Below are 20,456 nucleotides of genomic sequence, written 5' to 3'. Positions count from 1 at the left end.
AAACTAAATGCCAACTACTAACGACATTGTTTTACGGCCTCGTTTTAAAATTGAAATAAACAAAAATAACGAAACGGTGTTGCAAATGTTTCAGGATGCTAAAAAAACACCTTCTGAATTTATTGTTAACAGGATTGACGACCACGTGTTTATAAAATTCCCAAAGTATAAACAACATTTTTGGTCTCCACAATTACATTTAGAAATTAATGCTGTTGATAGCGATTCCTGCTTACTTCATGGTTTATTCGGCCCCAACCCCACAGTTTGGACACTGTTTGTGTTTTTACACTTTATGGTTGCGGGCTTGTTTATTGCTTTTGGCATTTGGACATATAGCAATTGGTCTTTAAAAATGCCCTATACGTTTCAATTTAGCCTCATGCTACTTATGATAATTATTTGGGTTGCCTTATATTTTGCTGGAAGCATTGGAAAAACATCTAGTAAAAATGAGATGGCAGAGCTTCATGATTTTATGAATGCTGTTCTAGAAAAAGAAAGTCTTAGCTGAGGGCACAACTAAGACTTTAAAACTAAACTAACTCAAACTAAACTTAGCAGAATGATTATACAAATATCAAAATTCAATTTTAATTAATTGTTAGATAATCAACATGTTATCATTAGTATTATTAGCTATTGTATCCAAACCTTCTTAATTGGTTTTGATTGCTTCGCCAATTTTTATTTACTTTCACATAGGTCTCCAAGTGGATTTGTTTACCAAAAAAAGCTTCTAAATCTTTTCTGGCTTCAACACCAACACGCTTTAAAGCACTTCCTTTATGCCCAATGATAATCCCTTTTTGAGTTTCGCGTTCTACCATAATTACGGCGCGTATTCTGATAATGTCTTCTTCTTCAAAAAATTCTTCGGTTTCAATTTCAACGGCATACGGGATTTCCTTTTTGTAATGAAGCAGAATTTTTTCGCGTATGGTTTCGTTTATAAAAAAGCGTTCTGGCTTATCTGTTAATTGGTCTTTTGGATAAAATGCAGGTGACTCTGGAAGCAAATCAATAATTCTGTTAAATACTTCTTTTACGTTAAAACCTTCTAATGCTGATATTGGAAAAATTTCGGCATTTGGCACTTTTTCTGCCCAAAGTTGTACTTGGTTTTCTAATTGCTCTTGGTTTGACTTATCAATCTTATTTAAAAGCAACAACACAGGGATTTTTGAATTGGTTATTTTATTAAAAAAGGCTTCGTCTTTTAATTCTTGCTCACCAATTTCAACCATATACAATAGAATATCGGCATCTTCAAAAGCAGACTTTACAAAACCCATCATGCTTTCCTGCAACTCGTATGCTGGTTTTATAATACCTGGGGTATCAGACAAAACCATTTGAAAATCGTCACCATTCACAATACCTAAAATACGGTGTCGTGTGGTTTGTGCTTTTGATGTGATGATGGATAGTTTTTCACCAACAAAGGCATTCATTAGCGTTGACTTACCCACATTGGGGTTACCAATAATATTTACAAAACCTGCTTTGTGGCTCATGACTTTTGTTTTTAAGATGCTACAAATTTACAACCTTGTTTGGTTTATTAGGCTATTTTAAGTTTTTAAACAAAAAAAACAGAAAGTTGCCTTTCTGTTTTTTTTGTTTATATGTACTAAGTATGTTTATTACTTATTCAACTATTTCCAATAATTCAACTTCGAAAATTAAAGTAGAATATGGTTTGATTTTTTCTCCTGCTTGTCTTGCTCCGTAACCTAAATCTTGAGGAATGAAGAATTTGTATTTAGACCCTACAGACATCAGTTGTAAACCTTCTGTCCATCCTCTAATAACTTGACCAACACCAAATTCGGTTGGTTCGCCTCTATCTACAGAGCTATCAAACACAGTTCCATCAATTAATGTACCGTGGTAATGTACTTTTACTTTAGATTCTGCAGTTGGTTTTGCACCAGTTCCTTCTTTTAAAACAATATATTGTAAACCACTTTCGGTTACTTTCACACCTGCTTTAGATTTATTTTCTTCCAAGAATTTTTCGCCTACAACTTTTTCTTTTTCAGCTTCTTCTTGCTGTTTTTTCATCTTTTCAGCTTGTTTTTTCTGAAAATAAGCAGTTAAAACTTGTTGTGCATTTTCTTCTTTAATTAAAATATTGGTAGAATCCAAAACATTCATATAGCCTTGAATAAATAGTTCGCTATCTATTTCAGAAACACTTGTTTTCACATTTCTAGCTACATCCATACCAATAGCGTAACTTACTGAGTCTAGCTCAGTTTTTAATGCTCTTTTTGAAACTCCTTGACCACCACATGATGATAAAATTGAAGCTGCTAAAACAACTCCTAAAAATTTAATTATTTTCATTTTCTTATTTTTATTTAATTTGATGCCAAAAATAACAAATTAAAATTCAGAATACAGTAGTCTTTCTATGATTTTTAACGTTATATGACAGATAAATAGTTTAAATTTTTGAAATATGCGTTTTAAATAAGTATTTATAATATCAAGCCAAATGCTGAAGCTTAAATAAATTTAAAAGCTATTTCTTTTTACTTTCTTTAAAAACTTCCAAACCACACTTTAAAAATTCAGCATAATCGTCTTCATCTGGAGTATAACCAACGGGTTGGTTTAAAATTTGTGTGCCATCAGAATTTAATAACACATAATAAGGCTGTGAATTGGTTTGAAAAAATTGCGTTTGAAAATTAGCCCATTTATGCCCATAATTTTCAAGTTTCCTTGTACCTCCATTTATACGATTCACTAAAACTTGTTCATCGGCAGGTAAGATTTTCTTATCATCAACATATAGGGAAATTAACACATAATCATTTCGCAAGTAGTTGTCAATTTCTTTAACAGACCATACGTGCTCTTCCATTTTTCTACAATTCACACAAGCGTATCCCGTAAAGTCCAACATGATAGGCTTATTCACTTTCTTTGCATAAGCAATACCTGTTTTTAAATCTTTAAAACATACTAGATTATTAGGACAATCGTTTGGATATAAAAAACTGTACCCTACTGGTGGTGCCAAACCACTTAAAAGTGTCAGCGGTGTAAATGTATTGGTTTCTTTATTCACTCTAAACCCAGATGCCAAATATATAGTAAATGCAGCGACCAATACGCCTCCTGCTATTCTTGAAAATGACAGTTTCTTTATTGGTGAATCATGCGGAAATTTAATCACTCCAAATATATACAATGCTAAACCAGCAAAAATAAGAATCCAAATAATTAAAAATGGTTCTATTTTTAAAATGCCCCAATGTTGAACTAAATCGGCATTCGATAAAAACTTAAATGCCAGAGCCAATTCCAAAAATCCCAAAACAACTTTTGTTGTATTTAACCAACCACCAGATTTAGGTAAGGCATTCATCATATTAGGAAACATGGCAAACAATGCAAATGGTAACCCTAACGACACACCAAAACCAGCCATACCTGCTGTAAGTTGCCATGCACCACCATCGGCCGTTAACGAACCTGCCAATAGGGAGCCTAAAATAGGGCCTGTACAAGAAAACGACACAATGGCCAAGGTAAGTGCCATAAAAAAGATTCCTATGATACCACCCACATTCTCGCCTTGTGTGGTTTTGTTGGTCCAACTTGAAGGCAATGTTAATTCGTAATAACCAAAGAAAGAAAATGCAAAAAACAGGAATATCGCAAAAAAGGCAACATTCAACCAAACATTAGTGGAAATCTCATTTAAAATATCCGGATTTACCGAGTCTAGCAAATGAAAAGGCACACTCAATAAAATGTATACAGCAAAAATAAAAAATCCGTACAATAATGCTTTTGAAATACCCGAACCTTTATCATGCCCCCCTTTTTTTGTAAAAAAACTAACGGTTAAAGGTATCATAGGGAATACACACGGCGTTAATAAAGCTAATAGCCCACCCAAAAAACCTAGTCCGAAAATACTCCACAAAGAGCCACTTTCTTGATTTGATTCTGATTGGTTTTGACTCAATTCATCACCACATGTTTTATCTGGTTTTTTAATATCGTCAGCGGATATGCCGTACAGTTGTTGGTTTACCGCATTATTGTTAATCTCATTTGCATTTAAGTTGCTTGCTTCTTCATTAGAAGTAGAACTGTCATTGGAAGTAGAACTGTCATTGGAAGTAGAACTGTCACTGGCAGTAGAACTGTCATTAGAAACAGAACTACTATTACTGAAAGCAAATACCAAATCAACTTCTGTTGGGGGTAGGCATCTGGTATCATCACAAACCATAAACTCAACTTGCCCTTCAATCGTTTTATAATCGTCTTTAAAACTCACCATTTGTTTAAATACGGCTTTGTTCTCAAAAAACTTAATCCGCATTCCAAAAATAGGATCATCAATAGTATGTCCCTCACCTTCAATTGTCTTTCCTTTTAACGAAAAGTCTTCCCTGTCGCTATAGGTAAAAGTTGTGGGTATGGGTCCATCTTCAGGAACATGTTGCGAATACAAATGCCAACCTTTATCAATTGTTGCGGTTGTTATCAATTCATAATCGGTATTTGAAACTTTTTTAACAGATGTCTCCCATTTTACAGGCTCTAACACTTGAGATTGTGAATATCCAACCATTAAAAGTGTAAAGAATAAAAAAAGTGCTTTTATTCTTCTTTTTATTTGATTATTTTTCATAATCACTGCTTTGAATTATACATTCTACAATAAATCATACTATTTTCTTTGAAATATTAATAATTCCTCAAATATAAGGATATGTCTTTATTTAATGTGAAGCCTAACAAAAGTTAACATACTTTTATCGTTTTAGTCATAGCTTTTGGAGAAACTTATCTTGACTTTTTCTATTACCTAATTATTTATTGGAATTCAAATTCAATTTACCACTTTTTAAGCCAGTGCCTGTAACTGATAATTCAATAGTTCCTGATTGGTTTGTAGATTGTACCAATACTACCAGCTTACCACTAAAAAGCTTCATGGTTGGCAAATGAAATAGTTCTAATGAAGTCGCATCACCATTGCATGCTGCTCTATAAGTTCCTTCACCCTTTACCTTGAATTTTAACTGATTGGTTGCGTTTGGACAAGGAATGCCGTTTTTATCAACCACAGAAACCTCAACAAAAGATAAATCCTTAGCATCTGCTTTAATTGTTTCCCTGTCTGGTTTTAATATAATTTTATAAGGTTTTCCAGCTGTATGTATTTCCTTTTCAGCAACGGGATTACCTTCATCATCAAAAGCAATAACTTTTAAAGTACCGGGTTCATATTTTACATCCATCCACATTAAACGATATCTATTTTGAGCTGTTGACACATTCTTTTTTTGAATGCCCATACTTTTTCCATTCACAAAAAGTTCGGCGCTATTGTAATTGGTGTACACAAAAACAGGGGTTGTTTCGCCTTCACGTCCTTCCCAATTCCAATGAGGTAAAATATGTAAGGTTTCGTCCGTTGTATTCCAACGGCTTCTATATAAGTAAAAGCGGTCTTTAGGAAGTCCCGCTAAATCTGAAATTCCAAAATAAGAACTACGTGATGGCCAACTTCCATCATAAGGCGTAGGCTCTCCCAAGTAATCAAAACCAGTCCATACAAACTCACCAATAACCCATGGTTTATCATCTTGCAATACAAAATCCTCATCGGGCACATTAGACCAGCTACAGGCTTCCAAATCATATGAGGAACACTGAAGGTCATCATATTGTTTATTTTTTTCTTGAACAACAGGAAACTTATAAATGCCTCTAGAGCTAACCGTTGAAGCCGTTTCTGAACCTAATATAAATCCCTGAGGGAATTTTTTAAAGGCCTCTTCATATAAATGTAAGCGGTAATTCAACCCTGGAACATCCAATAATGCTCCAAATCCAGATTCCATGGTTGCTTTTACTTGATCCATACCAACGGTTACGAGTCTTGTGGGATCTTCTCTATGGAAAATATCCTGTAGCCACTTTGCACGTTTCACACCTGCTTCTCCCCACTGATCTGGCACTTCATTTCCAGAACTCCACATCACAATTGAGGGATGGTTTCTGGTGGCTTGAACCAAATTCACGATATCTTTCTCGGCATAGGCTTCAAAAAACCTATTGTAACCATTCTTCACCTTTGGTTTTGCCCATTCATCAAAACTTTCAGCTAAAAACATAAAACCCATTTCGTCACATAACTCCAACTGTTCGAATGATGGCATATTGTGAGAACTACGAATGGCATCGCAACCCATATCTTTTAAAATGGTTAGTTGACGACGCAATGCCGCTTTATTTATTGCGGTTCCTAATGGTCCCAAATCGTGGTGCAAACAAACGCCTTTAAACTTTCTGACTTCGCCATTTAAGCTAAATCCTTTGTTAGCTTCATACTTTACATCCCTAATTCCAAAACGTGTTGACACCTCGTCTTTCAATTCATTTCCAACAAACAACTGAGACACTGCTTTATACAAATACGGCGTTTCAGGACTCCATAATTTAGGATTTTGAACTTTGATATTTTGATCGAATTCATTCCCAAACTGCGTTGTTGATGCTTCCGAACTAATTTTTTTTCCATCTGCATCATAAATTGTTGTTCTTAAATGGACATTATCCCCTGAGGTTTTTGTTTTTATATTTACTTTGGCTGCATCTTTATTAATAAATGGTGTTGAAATAAACGTTCCCCATTGATCTATGCTTTCCTTGTTTTTTACGATGACACTAACTTTGCGATATAAGCCTGCGCCGGGATACCACCGTGAAGCAAATTCTTTATTTGTTAGTTTCACTGCCAACGTATTTTCGCCTTCTTTAATAAATTCTGAAACATCAAAATAAAAATAACTGTAACCATAAGCCCATGCTCCTACTTTCTTGCCGTTTAAATAAATTTGAGGTTCGCTCATAGCGCCTTCAAAAAGTAAAATCACTTTTTTATTCTTTTCGTAATGGGGTAAGCTAAATTTATTTCGATACCAAGCGGATCCAATATGTGGCAAAGCCCCTGTTCTCCCGGTTTTTTCTGAAGCTACTTTTTCTCCATTCTGAATAATGGCAACATCTTGTTTATCTATCTCTTTATCAAAAGGACCGTAAATAGCCCAATCGTGAGGAACAGTTACATTTTCCCAATTAGAATCATTAAAATCCACTTTAAAAGCATTTTCAAAATCTCCTTTTTGGAATTTCCAATTGGTGTCTAATTCTTTTACTGATCTTACTTGTGAAAACGATAGGTGTGTAAGGATTAAGAATATAAGGAGAATAAATTTTTGTTGTTGCATATAAAACTTTCTATTATGTTACGAAAATACTGAATCATTAATAATAAAACTACTTTCCCAAAATTACAGGTTATTAAAATGAATTTACACTTAGAAACTGTTTAAATTTTGTCTGTCAAATATTTTCCCCTGAATCTACGGATAATATGTATATAAATTGAACTTTAAAACATTGATAGAATTATTCAACAACCAAATCACAGAGCAAGCCGTAACTTTACTCCAACATATCTAGAGCTACAATGGTTCTAAACCCAATATGGTCTGAGCCCGAATCTGTACTCATCCCCATTTTAGCTGAAATTCTAAAACTGGCGCAATAAGATGCGTTGCATAAAAAAGAACCGCCTTTTATTACATGTTCTACTTGATAGGGATTGTTTGGACTAAAAGATGTGCTGGCACCTTTAGGGTTTAAGATTGGTTGCGAACTGTCTAATTCTTTATAGTAATTTACATTAAACAAATCTGCGGTTATTTCCCAAACATTTCCAAGCATATCATATAGTCCAATAGAATTTGGTGGATATGATTTTACAGGTGCTATCAATTCAAAACCATCTTTCGATTCGTTTTTTACAGGAAAAACACCCTGCCAAGTATTGGCATGCGCATTCAATATTTCAGGGTTATTGCCCCATGTGTAAATATCATCGATGTCTTTACCTTGAGCAGCAGATTCCCATTGTGCCTCTGTAGGTAATTTTCTGTTAGCCCATTTGCAATAAGCTAAGGCGTCTTCTAATGCGATGTGCACCACCGGATAGTTATCTTTACCCTCAATAGAACTTTCTGGTCCTTCGGGATGTTTCCAGCTAGCTCCTATTTTCCAAGTCCACCATTGTGTATAATTATCCATAGAAGCGACCTTGTTTACATCTTTATTGAAAATTAAACTTCCAGGTTGTAAAATTGAATCATGTGGTTTTGGAGTGCTTTTGGGTAATTCCTTTTTCATTGCCTCCCAATCTACTGGCCGTTCTGCAACCGTAATATATTTGGTGGCATCAACAAAAGCTTTAAACTGTTTGTTGGTGACTTCGGTGACATCAATAAAAAAACCATCAACAGTTACTTTATGCGCAGGCATTTCTCCGTGCATAGCATATTTATCGCCTTTCTTGGCTCCTTGTATAAATGTCTTTTTTGAAACCCAAATCATCCCTTCTGGAGTATTAATGGGATTTACAGTTTCTTTATCTCCTTTATCAGTACTCCCCCTGTTATTCTTTGAATCGTTTTTACATGCCACAAAAAGAATAATTAAAAGGCATGTAAAAAAATTAAGTATACGCTTTATTTTCATCTCTTTATTTTATTGTTATTTTAAATTGTCAGAACACCTTGAAAAATCATCCGCATGGGTGTGCTATTTTCATAGGTGTTTTCATTTTAAATAATTATATGACCCACAAGATAAAACAAAAGACAGAACTAAAAAAAATAGCATTATCTGTACCCATAGAAATAAAAAAAGGGTTTCAATCTCTTGAAACCCTTGTCTTTGCTAGTAGCGGGAACTGGACTCGAACCAGTGACCTTCGGGTTATGAGCCCGACGAGCTACCTACTGCTCTATCCCGCGATATTAATTCCTAAAACAACTTACTTAGCTTTTAACTTTCGGTTCATAATGCCGACCAAATTGTTTCGGAATGCAAATATACAATCCTTTTTACTTTCTACAAGTATAAAATCATAAAAAATTATTGTTCCAAGCTATCTGCTTGAAAATCCATTAATTCAGAATTATTAAACTGCACCGAAATCTGTATTGGATTACAACAGACTTCGCAATCTTCTATATATACTTGCTTAGAAACCGAATTATCTAATAGCATAGAGATTGTTTCCCAACAATATGGACAGGTAAAATAGTGTTCCAACATAATACCATAAAGTTAAAACAAAAACAGCCAACAATTATGTTGGCTGTTTTGTTTTTCAACTAATAAGTATATTTAATCTTTTTCAATATCTAATATAGCAGTAGCGTTTTCCGTTTGCATGTGTAAAAGACTTGGTAAATTTTTACCCGAATAGCTTGTATATTCCTGATTTAAATTATTATCACTAACCATTATAGTGTTTAATTTCTTTAAGCCCATAAACTCTAATGGTAAATTACCAGTAAGTTGATTGGTAGATAATATCAACTCTTCCAATTGGGTTAATTGTGCTATTTCTACAGGTATTTCTCCTTCTAATTTATTGTCCATCAAACTTAACTTTTCAAGTTTAGATAGGGCATAAATATTAGTCGGAATGGTTCCTGTTAAAAAATTACTCCCTAATAAAAGCTCTCTTAAGTTTGTTAATCTCATTAAAGCTTGTGGAATATGACCTTCAAATTTGTTACTGTACAATTTTAAGGTCTCTAATTTTGTTAATTCACCTAACTCAGAAGGAATGTTACCTTCAAATTGATTCATAAATAATTCTAAAGACTTTAATTCCTTTAAATTTTTTATTGAAGACGGCAGGGTTCCTTCTAATTTATTAAAACCTAAATTCATTTTCTTTAAATAAACAAGATTGCCTATTTCTTCAGGCAAATTACCTTGAAGGTTATTAAATTGAAGGTTGATTTCTACTACTTTATCGTTTTCAACTTTAACACCATACCACGTGTTAACAGATGTATTCATATCCCATGTAGAATTCCATTGACTACCATTAGTGGCATTATAAAGCGCTATTAAAGCTTCTTTTTCGCTTTGAGAAACACTGGCAAATGAATATGCCGTTATAAAAAATGATAGAACTATAAGTTTTAAAATCTTCATGGTTGAATAAATTTGGGATTAATTCTAGTACGAAAGTAACCCAAAACCAGATGAAAAACTATTTTATTCGACGAAGTGCATTATTTTTTAACAAATACTAATCGACGAACTGCTCTATATCAAGTTGAATAGCTTCCCATTTATCCATGGAATCTTGTAAATCGGACTTTAGTTTTTGATATTTATCAAAAAAATCGGGTTTAGATGTAACCGCTTCATAATTACTTTCAAGTTCCAAATCAATCTTTTTTATGTCACGTTCTAATCTATTTATTTCAGCTTCAATATTACTCAACCTATTATTTAAGGATTTAAGTTTCTTTTGGTCATCGTAAGATTGTTGCTTTTTTTCTTTGGGTGTTTCTTTAACCACCGTTCGCTTCTCAACGTCGCGTAAACTTTCAACATTACGTTGTTCTAAATAATAATCAATATCACCCAGATATTCTTTCAACTTATGATCTTTAAACTCGTAAACTTTATTGGTTAACCCTTGAAGAAAATCACGGTCGTGAGACACTAAAACCAGTGTGCCTCCAAACTTTTTTAAAGCCTCTTTTAAAACGTTTTTAGACTTGATATCTAAATGATTTGTGGGCTCATCCATAATCAACACATTAAATGGTTGCAGCATTAATTTAGCCAATGCCAAGCGATTGCGCTCTCCTCCAGAAAGTACCCGTACGTATTTTTCAGCTTCATCGCCTCTAAATAAAAACGACCCTAAAATATCCCTTACTTTACTTCTATTGGTTTCGTTGGCGGCATCAATCATGGTATCTAAAACCGTTTTATTGCCATCTAAATATTCTGCTTGATTTTGGGCAAAATAACCTATTTGTACGTTATGCCCTAATTTTAAATGGCCATCATATTGTATATCGCCCACCATAATTTTGGCTAAGGTAGATTTACCTTGTCCGTTCTGCCCAACAAAAGCCGTTTTACTATCGCGTTCAATTAATAAACTAACGTTTTTTAAAACTTGGTTATGTCCGTAGCTTTTAGAGATTTTCTCCATTTCAACTACGACTTTACCAGGTATGATTGATACTGGAAAATTAAGCGTCATTACACTGTTATCATCTTCATCAACCTCAATCCTATCAATCTTATCCAGCTTTTTAATTAACGATTGTGCCATGGTTGCCTTGGATGCTTTTGCACGGAACTTCTCGATAAGTTTCTCAGTTTGTTCTATTTGCTTTTGTTGATTTTTTTGGGATGCTAATTGTTGTGTTCGTAATTCTTCACGCAACACTAAATACTTTGAATAGGGCTTTGGATAATCATAAATCCTTCCTAACGAAATTTCAATGGTTCTGTTCGTTACATTATCCAAAAACATTTTATCATGTGATACAATGGCCACAGCACCCGTATAATTCTTCAAAAACCCTTCTAACCAAATAATGGATTCAATATCTAAATGGTTTGTGGGCTCATCCAGTAATAAGATATCATTATTTTGCAGCAATAGTTTAGCCAGCTCAATACGCATACGCCAACCACCTGAAAAAGTATCGGTTAACTTATTAAAGTCCTCACGTTTAAACCCTAAACCTTGAAGAATCTTCTCGGTATCTCCTTGGTAATTATAACCACCTAAAATTTCATATTGATGTTGAAGTTCGTTAATATCTACCATTAATTGATGGTAACCTTCACTTTCATAATCGGTGCGTTCTGCCATTTGGGTATTAACGGCATCCATTTTAGCTTCCAACTGTTTTATCTCTGTAAACGCTTCGTAAGCTTCTTCAAGTACCGTTCTTCCTAAAATAAAATCAATATCTTGCTTTAAAAAGCCAATTTTAAGTTCTTTATCGGCAGCAATTTGTCCCGTATCCGGCTCCATTTCTTTCGATAAAATTTTAAGCATGGTTGATTTTCCTGCGCCATTTTTACCAATAAGCCCAACCCTATCGCCATTAACCAGTTTAAACGTAATATCCTCAAACAAGTATTCGCCTTGAAATGAAATCGATAAATTATGAATGTTCATCATAGAAATGTAACTTTGCTACAGGATTTAAATTATTAAAACTGTATTTTTGTCCTGTAATTGCAGATGCAAAAGTACATTAAATTATATGTTTAAAAAAGGGTCAAAATTATATAGCATTTTAACGGGAACTTGCCCTAAATGCCATGAGGAATCTATGTTTAAAAACAAGAATCCATACATCTTATCAGAAGTATTAAGCATGCACGAAACCTGCAGTAATTGTGGCACAAAATATAAAATAGAGCCATCGTTTTTCTATGGCGCTATGTACGTTAGCTATGCTGTTGGTATTGCATTTGCCGTAGCAGCTTTTGTAATTTCGTTTGTATTTTTAAAAGCCAACATCAATACTGTTTTTATTTCAATTGTAGTGACTTTAATCGTTTTTTTACCGATAATCATTAGACTATCAAGAAACATCTGGATTAATATTTTTATGCATTACGATAAATCATTGGCTAAAAAGAACTAACATGTATTGGGCGTTACCCTTAGGGTTGGACTTTACACTGCAAATGCGAGGCTCTCACGATTTCATTCTTAATGAGTAAACTCCAACTCACTAATAAATTCAAAAAATATTTTTTAAAATCGAGCAATATCAATCTCTTTTTCAAGAGGCATCCCCTTTTCAATAAAATCATAAAGTTGCTGTGCTACATAAGGACCAATCATAACACCACGTGTGCCCAAACCATTTAGCACAAACATATTCTTATATTTTTCGTGTTGACCAACCAACGGGCGTCTATCTTTTACTGTAGGACGTATTCCTGATACTTGGTTAACAACTTCAAATTCACAATTAATTAGTTTTTCCAGCTTGGTTAAAAGTTCCTCTTTTGCTAAATCTGTGACTTTACTACTTAAATCTTTCCATTCGTAAGTGGCCCCAACAATATATAAATCGTCACCCAACGGAATTAAAAACACACCTGCTTTTAAAACATAGTCTATCTTTAAATCGGGCGCATATATAGTAAGTAATTCCCCTTTTGCTGGTACTAATGGTAAGTCTTTAAAAAACGGATTTTGTTTTACACCAAAACCTTCTGCAAATACTATGTGTTTTGCTATAATGTTTTTGTACGGGATAGTATCGGCTTCTATTTTTAAATCATCATACTCAAAAACAGATTCAACAAATAAGCCATGGCTCAATAGATATGATTTATAAGCTTCTATTAATGTTTTTACATCAATACGTCCGGTTTCTAATACTTCGCCATAACCATAAGGTGCATCAATAGACTTATTGTCATTTTTAATGATCTTTGGTGAAAGATATTCTGAAAGTATCTGCTTATCGGAAGCTGTAAACCAATCATTTTGTTCTTCTAGCGATGCAAATTTTCGATATACCGGAATTTTATAATCTAACTTCACCCCTAATTCTGCTTCTAAATTCGCATACATTGGCAATGCTAAATCGAGTTGTTCTTTACATTTCCAAACAGGTGTAAAACGTTTTAAAACTACAGGATTGTATAAGCCACCTGCAACTGTTGATGACTGTTGCGACGCGTTATCAAAAACCACAAACGTTTTGTTATGAGCCTTTAATTGCTCACAAAAGCTAATGCCCGCTAACCCAATCCCTACTATAATATAATCTACTTGCATGGTACTGCGAAGATAAAATAGATTATGTTATCTCGTCTGGTTTTTGCAAAGAAGTGGTTTAAACTTTTTCGATTGAAGCAGGACGGAGCGTGAAAAAATAACCCAGTGGGTTATTTTAGCGAACGGGCCAGCCAGCGCAATGGCAATTTTACTCAATCGAAGTCTTTTTTGAGTTAGGGCCGAGCGTAAAGAAAAGGTTTAGTAAACCTTTTTAGAGAAGGAGCCAGCTTGCCGCGTTGGAAAAGCTACGGAAAGAAAAAAGACAGGACAGAACGTTAAGAAACAGTCCTGTGGACTGTTTTAGTGAATGGGCCGGGAGGCGCATAGAGAAAAAAAGGGCGATTTTTAGCCAATTAGAAAAAGTTTAAAGCACTTCAAAATAAAAAAGCCCACTTAAAAGTGAGCTTTTATACTTTTTAATAAGATATTTAAATTAATATGTCCACATATCTAATTCAAAATCTCTAATTTTCTCTTTAATTCTTTCAGACTCTAACAATTGCATTAAAGCATTATCCGATATATATTCTGTAACTGCTCTATCACCTTGAACATTCTCTTCTTTATAAATATAAGCCTGAAAGCGTCTTGCATTCAACACATGATCGAATGAAAATGGCATCGAACTGTTTTTGTTATTAAACGATTTAGCTTCGTGCAATACCTCTCTAGCATCTGGGAAAAACACCCAAAACAATTCTACTAAATCTTGGTTTTCAGAATCTATAAAGTTAACGTCTGGAGCAACTGGAGCAATTCCTAACAATCTGTATTTCATTTCAGCTTGACGTTTATCGAAATACCAAAGACCTTTAATATGATATTCAGTAATATCAGCAGCTGTAATATCTCTTCTGTTAATATATTCTGCCGACAATTCTTCACCTGCATTTAGTTGTTCAATACCTAATTCGGTGGTATCAATCTTTACTAATGCCGCTTCAATATCTTTTAAAGTACGTTTTGTTTTAAAATAAGAATCATCATAAATGTTTTCAATCCTACCACTTTTAATGCTCTTCATAAGCACATCATACAAACAACGTCTGTCGCTACCAATATTATTAGTATCTATTGGATAGTATAGCGGAAAGTTAGCACGTTCGTCTAAAATAATTTTTTCCCAAACCATCTTAGAAAAAAGGATATCTCTGTCATCTACATAACCATATTCTAATGGTTTATCATTATCTATAGCTTTTTGAGCATCTGTTCTAACCCCAATTTCCTCAGGACTTTTAGCGTTTAGTATATTAGCTTGAGCAAATATGCTTGACACTGTAAAAACAGCTGTTACGGTTAATAAAAAACTTTTTAAATTCATGTGCTTATTTTTATTGTTATTTCAATGGTAACATGTAACACTCTTATTGGACTTTAAACTAATTTTCAGTCTGTTTCAATAAGGATGTTTCATCTTATTATACATTTTTAATCACTAGAGAATTAACAAAATGCTTATTCCAACATATTAGTTTGTAAGCTCTATAATGATTGGAGATACTTTTTTAAGTATCACGCTTACACCACCTGCTTTAGCTTCAATATCAAATATCTGAACATCTGTCCCTCTTTTGGCTTTTAGTAATGCTGATTTAGCTCTACTATCAAGCTTATTTCCATTTACGTCAATGGTTGGTTGACCAGGTACTTTAAATTTAAATCCAGTAACGTGTAATGGCAATTCGAAATCGAAATCATCAAACTTAGCGCCTACGGTTGAAATTTCAAGAGCGTTACGTTGCATTTTTATAGCACCGTCTTCACCTCTTATAGTTCCTGTTGGTTTTGGTAAATCTTTAATTCTGAATGTTGCTCTATCACTAACGGTTTGTCCTTCAATTTTACCAGTCACATTAATTGTAACTTCTCTACCTTGAATTCTTGTAGCATCCATTATATACTTGCTACCACTTACTCTACTTAAACCTTGTGCAGATGCGTTTACATTATTATCGGCAATACCAGCAAAAGAGATCGTCATTGGGTTTTTAACACCACGATATACTACATTCATTTTATCCGCTGAAATAGTTGCTGCATTTGGTCTTGCAACAGTAGCAAATGATGAACTCACAGGTACTTCAATATCTTCACCGTCTTGAGCAAAGATTAATTTACCTTCAATTTTATGTTCACCAGGATTTCCTGTTCCAACTTTCAATTTAACTTTTCCATCTTCAATAGAATATTCATTTTCAGAAAGTTTTCTTCCGTCTAAAGTTAATTCTACTCTATTTGGTTTAGTTGTAGCATCTTTACGACCTAACACAATTTGTCCATCAAATTGCTCACCATTAAAATAAGCCGATTTTGATGTTTCCATTAATGTTGTATAGTTTGTCATAGACACCTCGGTAGCAAGTGTACCTTGTAACATCGTTGATAACACCTCAGACTGCGTTGTTTTAATATCGGCTTGAAGTTGCGTCATTTTTGTTAATGATGCTACTAAAGGGAATCCTTTGTAGTGATAATCTAACCAACGTTGTTTGATACCATCTCTGTTGGTAACATCGTCTGTGTTAAATTTTTCTTTTACATCTTTAACGACACTTTGCATCCCTTTTTCGTTTGCTAAAATTTTAGCTACGCCATCTCTATATGCTGCCATTTGAGCTAAAAATTCTTCGCCTGCTGGTTTTAATTTTGCGCCTTTAAAGAAATTTTCGTCAAGGTAATCGCCCTTATCCATTATTTCGTAATCTGTAGGATCATCTAATCCTTCAACCATGCTATCTTTCAAATCCTCTAGATATTTATTAAATTTTGATGCTAAATCGTCTATCTGATCTGCTTTAGATTTTAATGATACATATTTTTCTGGTTGATCAACAGCTTTTTGATCTAAGCTTGCCATGAAAGCAGTATTTCTTTCACCTGTGGCTTGATTAGACTCGGTAAGCTTTTCGTTCATTAATCCGAAGGCTGAAAGCACTTCTTTAGACATATTTAATGCTAGCATTGCTATAAATATTAAATACATCAGATTAATCATTTTCTGTCTGGGTGATAAATTTCCTCCTGCCATGTCTAATTAGGTTTTTGGTTAATTATTAAAATTTGGGATTAACTCCTAATTAGTTTTTGTTCATAGCAGACAGCATACCACCGTATACGCCATTTAATGATGATAAGTTAGATGCTAGAGATTGCATTTGTTCTTTTAATTTAGATGCATTTTCAACAGACTCCTCATTAATAGTTGCTTGTCTGCTAATGCTTTCTAACTGCACTTTATATAGACTGTTTAAAGATTCCATTTGGGCTGCTGCCAATGATAATTCTTCACTATATTTTTTAGAAGCTTCTATAGAATTTGCACTAGATGACATATTTTTAGCAGCTCCTTCAAAGTTTTTAATGCTTTCTCCTAAACTTGCCATTAACTCGCCATCAATTTTAGCATCTTTTAATAACTCATCTAATTTTTTAGATAATAATCCTTGTGGGCTTTCATTTTTATCTTTTTTGCTTGTTTCTCCTCCTGCTAGTTCTGGATACACTAAAGACCAATCTAATTCGCTGTCCACTGGTTCGAATGCTGATAATGCAAAAATAACTGCTTCGGTAACAAGACCTAATGTTAACATAGCGTTACCTGTAATGGGTCCAAACTCCATATGAGTAATTTTGAAAAGCGCTCCAATAATTACAATTGCCGCTCCTAATCCGTAAGCCATATTCATGAACTTTTTACTTGCTTTTGACTGTGCCATAATTCTCGATTTTTAATTTAAGTAAATACTTAAGTAGGTTAATTAATAGGTTAAATTTATTATTGATTTGATTAAATTTTAATTGATTTTATTTATTTTTCCCGGTTACTTGTGTCCCCATGTAATCCTGAACTGTTCTAAAACCAATATAACTTCTTGCAGAATCTGCATATTCGTAATCTCTTGAGCTTACTTGTAAAAAGTATGCCACATCTTTCCAAGAACCACCTCTAACAATTTTACGTTGGTTATTGTTATCGTTAACACTTGGGTTAATTGTTGATGTAAATTCGTAAGACGACTGGTCGTATGAAGCATTTACCCACTCTGCTACGTTACCTGCCATGTTATATAAATTATAATCATTTGGTTCGTAAGACTTAGCTTCTACTGTATATAATGCTTGGTCTGCTGCATAATCACCTCTTACAGGTTTAAAGTTTGCCATAAAACATCCTCTATCACTTTTTGTATAAGGACCACCCCATGGATAAGTCGCAGCTTGCAGACCGCCACGAGCAGCATATTCCCACTCTGCTTCTGATGGTAATCTAAAAGTATTAACCATTGCAGCTCCTTTTCTAGATTTTTGATACGAATTTTTCTTGATAGTTCTCCACTCACAGAACGCTTTAGCTTGTTTCCAAGTAACGCCTACTACTGGATAATCGCTATACGCGTCATGCCAAAAATAATCATTATGCATGGGTTCGTTATATGAATATGCGAAATCCCTAATCCAAACAGCTGTATCTGGATACACTTTTATTTCTTCTCTAACAATGGCGTCTCTACGTTTTATACCTCTGTTTCTTGCCGCTTCTTGGATATCCATGTAACTATACTGGAACTTAAACTTTTCAACATCCCAAGTACGTTGCCCATTATAAGAATCTTCTAAAGGCAAATACATGGTATCCATAACCTCGGTATAATACTCATCGGGATATTCTGAGGTATCGAAAATTAAGTCGACATCACGATTTATTTTTCTGCCTTCATATCCTGTAGGCCCTAATCCTGTGTAGTTCTCGAACATGTATTTTTCGTAAACCGACATATTTGCGGTATCTGCATCTTTAAATGCAAATTCACCAATACCACCATCATCTGGAACTTTCCCTACCTCATCTGCTAAAATCGCAAGCTTCATTCTAATAATTGAGTCTCTCACCCAATTAACAAATTCACGGTATTCGCTATTTGTTATTTCAGTAGCATCCATATAAAAGGCTCTTACGGTTGCGGTTTTAGCTGGTGCATCTTGAACACCCGCCAAATCATCATCGCCTTTACCCATTATAAATGCACCACCTGGAATAAGTTCCATTCCATAAGGTTTTTCAGGGTGCCATTTTTTTCCTTTAACACCCACTAGTTCGCCCTTATCGTTAGAGCCACAACTAGTAAGCATTGCTATTACTGCGGTTAATAATACAAACTTCTTCATATCCATAGAAAACTCGAGGTTAATTATTTAAGCTTTAATTTTGAGAGCGTAAACATATTTATATATTTTTTAAAAAACAACTTTTTTAAAGAAAAATTTACGTTTCATCGTAAAAAAATAACGTTTTACCGATAAAATGTACCCTTTAACAGTTATGAATGTTAAATACAGTTCTTTTGAAACGCTTTATACCAACGATCTGGCACCTTATTATTACAGGCATCTAGATAATCTTGGTGCATGCAAGGTAATAACGTATGTCTCTTTAATTTATTATTAATTTCTGTTAAAAAAGGAATTTCAATCCACCATCTGCCGGTTTTATTACTTTTATAAAACACTAATTCCTGGTCTTCTACCAAAGTAATGAATTTTTGATAGCTGCTATCTCCTAAAAAATCATCATCTTTCACCCTGAAATTAACACCTTCAATAAAATACCACAGCATTTGGGAAATAAGCATACAAGTAATGTCATCATCTTTTGATGGTTTATATTCGTAAATACCAAAAGAGCTTACTTTATTGCTAATACCAGCATACCTTGCTATGGCACAAATCTCTTTACCATCTAACCCATTTGGGGAAAACTTTTGATTTAAACTTACCTCGGAACCTTTAACAGCATTTAAATCGATACTTACAATATTAGCATCACGCATTACAGGTTCTACAAGGGTAATATCTTTTGAAACCGAACCCAGTCTATAAGATTCAAAATAAAGACTATCCATGAGGTCTTTTTCTTCTTGCGAATTAAAATACGTTTGATAGCCAATAGTAGCATAATTAAAAAGATTATATGGCTGATCTAAAATTATTTTACCTACAAAACTGTCGTTTTTAATAGGTTTGGCAGAGTCGCCCAAATCGAACTTGCTATCTACATTCACAATATTTACCATAGGCATTATGGTATCATAAGCTCTGTAATTTGGGTACGTAAGATCCTGGGTACCACCGATAATAATAGGAATGATGTTCTTTTTAATTAAAATAGCAATAGTGGTTTTTAAAGCAAAATAAGTATCTTCTACACTTTCTCCCTTATTGATATCTCCTAAATCGGCTATTGTGGTATGCCAACTACCGGGAAAAAGCCCATAAAAGGTTTTTCTAATTTCATTTAACTGAAATTCTTCACCTATATAATTAATATCATTTCTATTTTCAAGAACTCCTAAAATGGCAATATTGACACCTTCTAAATCTGGAATTCCTTTTTGGGCGGAATGAATTCTGATTTTTCTACCTAATGCTTGTAAAGAAAGTAACTCGTTATGAGCCAAAACCACATCTGAAACAGGTGAAAGAAAATTAAAATTCATTTAAATACTGTTTTATATAAAAAGGTGACTTTTTCTATTTTTTAAAAAATGGCTAAAATTTATCCATACTTCGTTACTTTTTTTGCTTAACAACGCTATGCCTTACAAAAAGCACCTTATCTGTACACATTTCATCTCATCTTCGGTTAAAAACAAAAAATCAAGATGAATTCTTAGCATGATTACAAATATGGTAAGAAATAGTGAGTTATTACATGTGGTTAACATAAAAATAATCTACAAAAAACTAAAATATAAGAATTTCAGATACT

Annotated in this window: 16 protein-coding genes and 1 tRNA gene; 2 read left to right on the top strand and 15 right to left on the bottom strand. The window is 33.8% G+C overall.

The window, feature by feature from the left end:
• Window positions 1-7 precede the first annotated feature (7 nt).
• Window positions 8-514, top strand: coding sequence for a GTP-binding protein (locus CJ739_RS10935; protein WP_117175225.1), 507 nt, complete (start codon window positions 8-10; stop codon window positions 512-514).
• A 121-nt stretch (window positions 515-635) separates the two neighbouring features.
• On the opposite strand, the gene era is transcribed toward CJ739_RS10935, so the two are convergent.
• From era to CJ739_RS10890, 9 genes are all read right to left on the bottom strand, one after another.
• Complete coding sequence (gene era, locus CJ739_RS10930; protein ID WP_117175223.1) at window positions 636-1,517, bottom strand: GTPase Era; 882 nt, start codon at window positions 1,515-1,517, stop codon at window positions 636-638.
• A gap of 133 nt (window positions 1,518-1,650) precedes the next feature.
• Window positions 1,651-2,352 carry a BamJ family beta-barrel-assembly machinery protein gene (gene bamJ / locus CJ739_RS10925; RefSeq protein WP_117175221.1) on the bottom strand — a complete coding sequence of 234 codons (702 nt, stop codon included), beginning with the start codon at window positions 2,350-2,352 and terminating at the stop codon, window positions 1,651-1,653.
• Window positions 2,353-2,530: 178 nt separating this feature from the next.
• A complete protein-coding gene (locus tag CJ739_RS10920; RefSeq protein ID WP_117175219.1) occupies window positions 2,531-4,663 on the bottom strand; it encodes a protein-disulfide reductase DsbD family protein in 2,133 nt (710 codons plus the stop codon).
• A gap of 181 nt (window positions 4,664-4,844) precedes the next feature.
• Window positions 4,845-7,271, bottom strand: coding sequence for a DUF4982 domain-containing protein (locus tag CJ739_RS10915; protein ID WP_117175217.1), 2,427 nt, complete (start codon window positions 7,269-7,271; stop codon window positions 4,845-4,847).
• A gap of 217 nt (window positions 7,272-7,488) precedes the next feature.
• Window positions 7,489-8,577, bottom strand: a complete 1,089-nt coding sequence (locus CJ739_RS10910; protein ID WP_117175215.1) for a formylglycine-generating enzyme family protein — start codon at window positions 8,575-8,577, stop codon at window positions 7,489-7,491.
• Window positions 8,578-8,782: 205 nt separating this feature from the next.
• Window positions 8,783-8,855: transfer RNA gene (locus CJ739_RS10905), tRNA-Met, on the bottom strand.
• 121 nt (window positions 8,856-8,976) lie between these two features.
• Entirely contained in the window at window positions 8,977-9,159 is a 183-nt protein-coding gene (locus CJ739_RS10900) for a CPXCG motif-containing cysteine-rich protein (RefSeq protein WP_117175213.1), read from the bottom strand.
• A gap of 72 nt (window positions 9,160-9,231) precedes the next feature.
• Window positions 9,232-10,056, bottom strand: a complete 825-nt coding sequence (locus CJ739_RS10895) for a leucine-rich repeat domain-containing protein (protein WP_117175211.1) — start codon at window positions 10,054-10,056, stop codon at window positions 9,232-9,234.
• 97 nt (window positions 10,057-10,153) lie between these two features.
• Entirely contained in the window at window positions 10,154-12,064 is a 1,911-nt protein-coding gene (locus tag CJ739_RS10890) for an ABC-F family ATP-binding cassette domain-containing protein (RefSeq protein WP_117175209.1), read from the bottom strand.
• Between the two features lie 85 nt (window positions 12,065-12,149).
• On the opposite strand from CJ739_RS10890, the gene CJ739_RS10885 reads away from it, so the two are divergent.
• Entirely contained in the window at window positions 12,150-12,536 is a 387-nt protein-coding gene (locus CJ739_RS10885) for a DUF983 domain-containing protein (RefSeq protein WP_117175207.1), read from the top strand.
• A 113-nt stretch (window positions 12,537-12,649) separates the two neighbouring features.
• On the opposite strand, the gene CJ739_RS10880 is transcribed toward CJ739_RS10885, so the two are convergent.
• The 6 genes from CJ739_RS10880 to CJ739_RS10855 form a co-directional block, all read right to left on the bottom strand.
• The gene (locus tag CJ739_RS10880) at window positions 12,650-13,687 is read right to left on the bottom strand and encodes an NAD(P)/FAD-dependent oxidoreductase (protein ID WP_117175205.1); all 1,038 of its coding nucleotides are present in this window, start codon (window positions 13,685-13,687) and stop codon (window positions 12,650-12,652) included.
• Window positions 13,688-14,120: 433 nt separating this feature from the next.
• On the bottom strand, window positions 14,121-15,011 hold the full coding sequence (porN, locus tag CJ739_RS10875; RefSeq protein WP_117175203.1) for a type IX secretion system ring subunit PorN/GldN: 891 nt from the start codon (window positions 15,009-15,011) through the stop codon (window positions 14,121-14,123).
• Window positions 15,012-15,158: 147 nt separating this feature from the next.
• Window positions 15,159-16,718 carry a type IX secretion system motor protein PorM/GldM gene (gene porM, locus CJ739_RS10870; protein ID WP_117175201.1) on the bottom strand — a complete coding sequence of 520 codons (1,560 nt, stop codon included), beginning with the start codon at window positions 16,716-16,718 and terminating at the stop codon, window positions 15,159-15,161.
• A 49-nt stretch (window positions 16,719-16,767) separates the two neighbouring features.
• Window positions 16,768-17,406 carry a type IX secretion system motor protein PorL/GldL gene (gene porL, locus CJ739_RS10865; RefSeq protein ID WP_117175199.1) on the bottom strand — a complete coding sequence of 213 codons (639 nt, stop codon included), beginning with the start codon at window positions 17,404-17,406 and terminating at the stop codon, window positions 16,768-16,770.
• Between the two features lie 88 nt (window positions 17,407-17,494).
• Complete coding sequence (gene porK / locus CJ739_RS10860; protein WP_162880292.1) at window positions 17,495-18,856, bottom strand: T9SS ring complex lipoprotein PorK/GldK; 1,362 nt, start codon at window positions 18,854-18,856, stop codon at window positions 17,495-17,497.
• A 161-nt stretch (window positions 18,857-19,017) separates the two neighbouring features.
• Window positions 19,018-20,184, bottom strand: coding sequence for a formimidoylglutamase (locus tag CJ739_RS10855; RefSeq protein ID WP_117175195.1), 1,167 nt, complete (start codon window positions 20,182-20,184; stop codon window positions 19,018-19,020).
• Window positions 20,185-20,456: the final 272 nt, after the last annotated feature.

This window comes from Mariniflexile sp. TRM1-10, assembly GCF_003425985.1.
Lineage (GTDB): Bacteria > Bacteroidota > Bacteroidia > Flavobacteriales > Flavobacteriaceae > Mariniflexile.
This window is presented reverse-complemented; position numbering and strand designations above follow the sequence as displayed.

Bases quoted from the DNA above. Each gene is read 5' to 3' on its own strand.
- CJ739_RS10935 (WP_117175225.1), top strand. From the start codon at position 8: ATGCCAACTACTAACGACATTGTTTTACGGCCTCGTTTTAAAATTGAA.
- era (WP_117175223.1), bottom strand. From the start codon at position 1,517: ATGAGCCACAAAGCAGGTTTTGTAAATATTATTGGTAACCCCAATGTG.
- bamJ (WP_117175221.1), bottom strand. From the start codon at position 2,352: ATGAAAATAATTAAATTTTTAGGAGTTGTTTTAGCAGCTTCAATTTTA.
- CJ739_RS10920 (WP_117175219.1), bottom strand. From the start codon at position 4,663: ATGAAAAATAATCAAATAAAAAGAAGAATAAAAGCACTTTTTTTATTC.
- CJ739_RS10915 (WP_117175217.1), bottom strand. From the start codon at position 7,271: ATGCAACAACAAAAATTTATTCTCCTTATATTCTTAATCCTTACACAC.
- CJ739_RS10910 (WP_117175215.1), bottom strand. From the start codon at position 8,577: ATGAAAATAAAGCGTATACTTAATTTTTTTACATGCCTTTTAATTATT.
- CJ739_RS10900 (WP_117175213.1), bottom strand. From the start codon at position 9,159: ATGTTGGAACACTATTTTACCTGTCCATATTGTTGGGAAACAATCTCT.
- CJ739_RS10895 (WP_117175211.1), bottom strand. From the start codon at position 10,056: ATGAAGATTTTAAAACTTATAGTTCTATCATTTTTTATAACGGCATAT.
- CJ739_RS10890 (WP_117175209.1), bottom strand. From the start codon at position 12,064: ATGATGAACATTCATAATTTATCGATTTCATTTCAAGGCGAATACTTG.
- CJ739_RS10885 (WP_117175207.1), top strand. From the start codon at position 12,150: ATGTTTAAAAAAGGGTCAAAATTATATAGCATTTTAACGGGAACTTGC.
- CJ739_RS10880 (WP_117175205.1), bottom strand. From the start codon at position 13,687: ATGCAAGTAGATTATATTATAGTAGGGATTGGGTTAGCGGGCATTAGC.
- porN (WP_117175203.1), bottom strand. From the start codon at position 15,011: ATGAATTTAAAAAGTTTTTTATTAACCGTAACAGCTGTTTTTACAGTG.
- porM (WP_117175201.1), bottom strand. From the start codon at position 16,718: ATGGCAGGAGGAAATTTATCACCCAGACAGAAAATGATTAATCTGATG.
- porL (WP_117175199.1), bottom strand. From the start codon at position 17,406: ATGGCACAGTCAAAAGCAAGTAAAAAGTTCATGAATATGGCTTACGGA.
- porK (WP_162880292.1), bottom strand. From the start codon at position 18,856: ATGAAGAAGTTTGTATTATTAACCGCAGTAATAGCAATGCTTACTAGT.
- CJ739_RS10855 (WP_117175195.1), bottom strand. From the start codon at position 20,184: ATGAATTTTAATTTTCTTTCACCTGTTTCAGATGTGGTTTTGGCTCAT.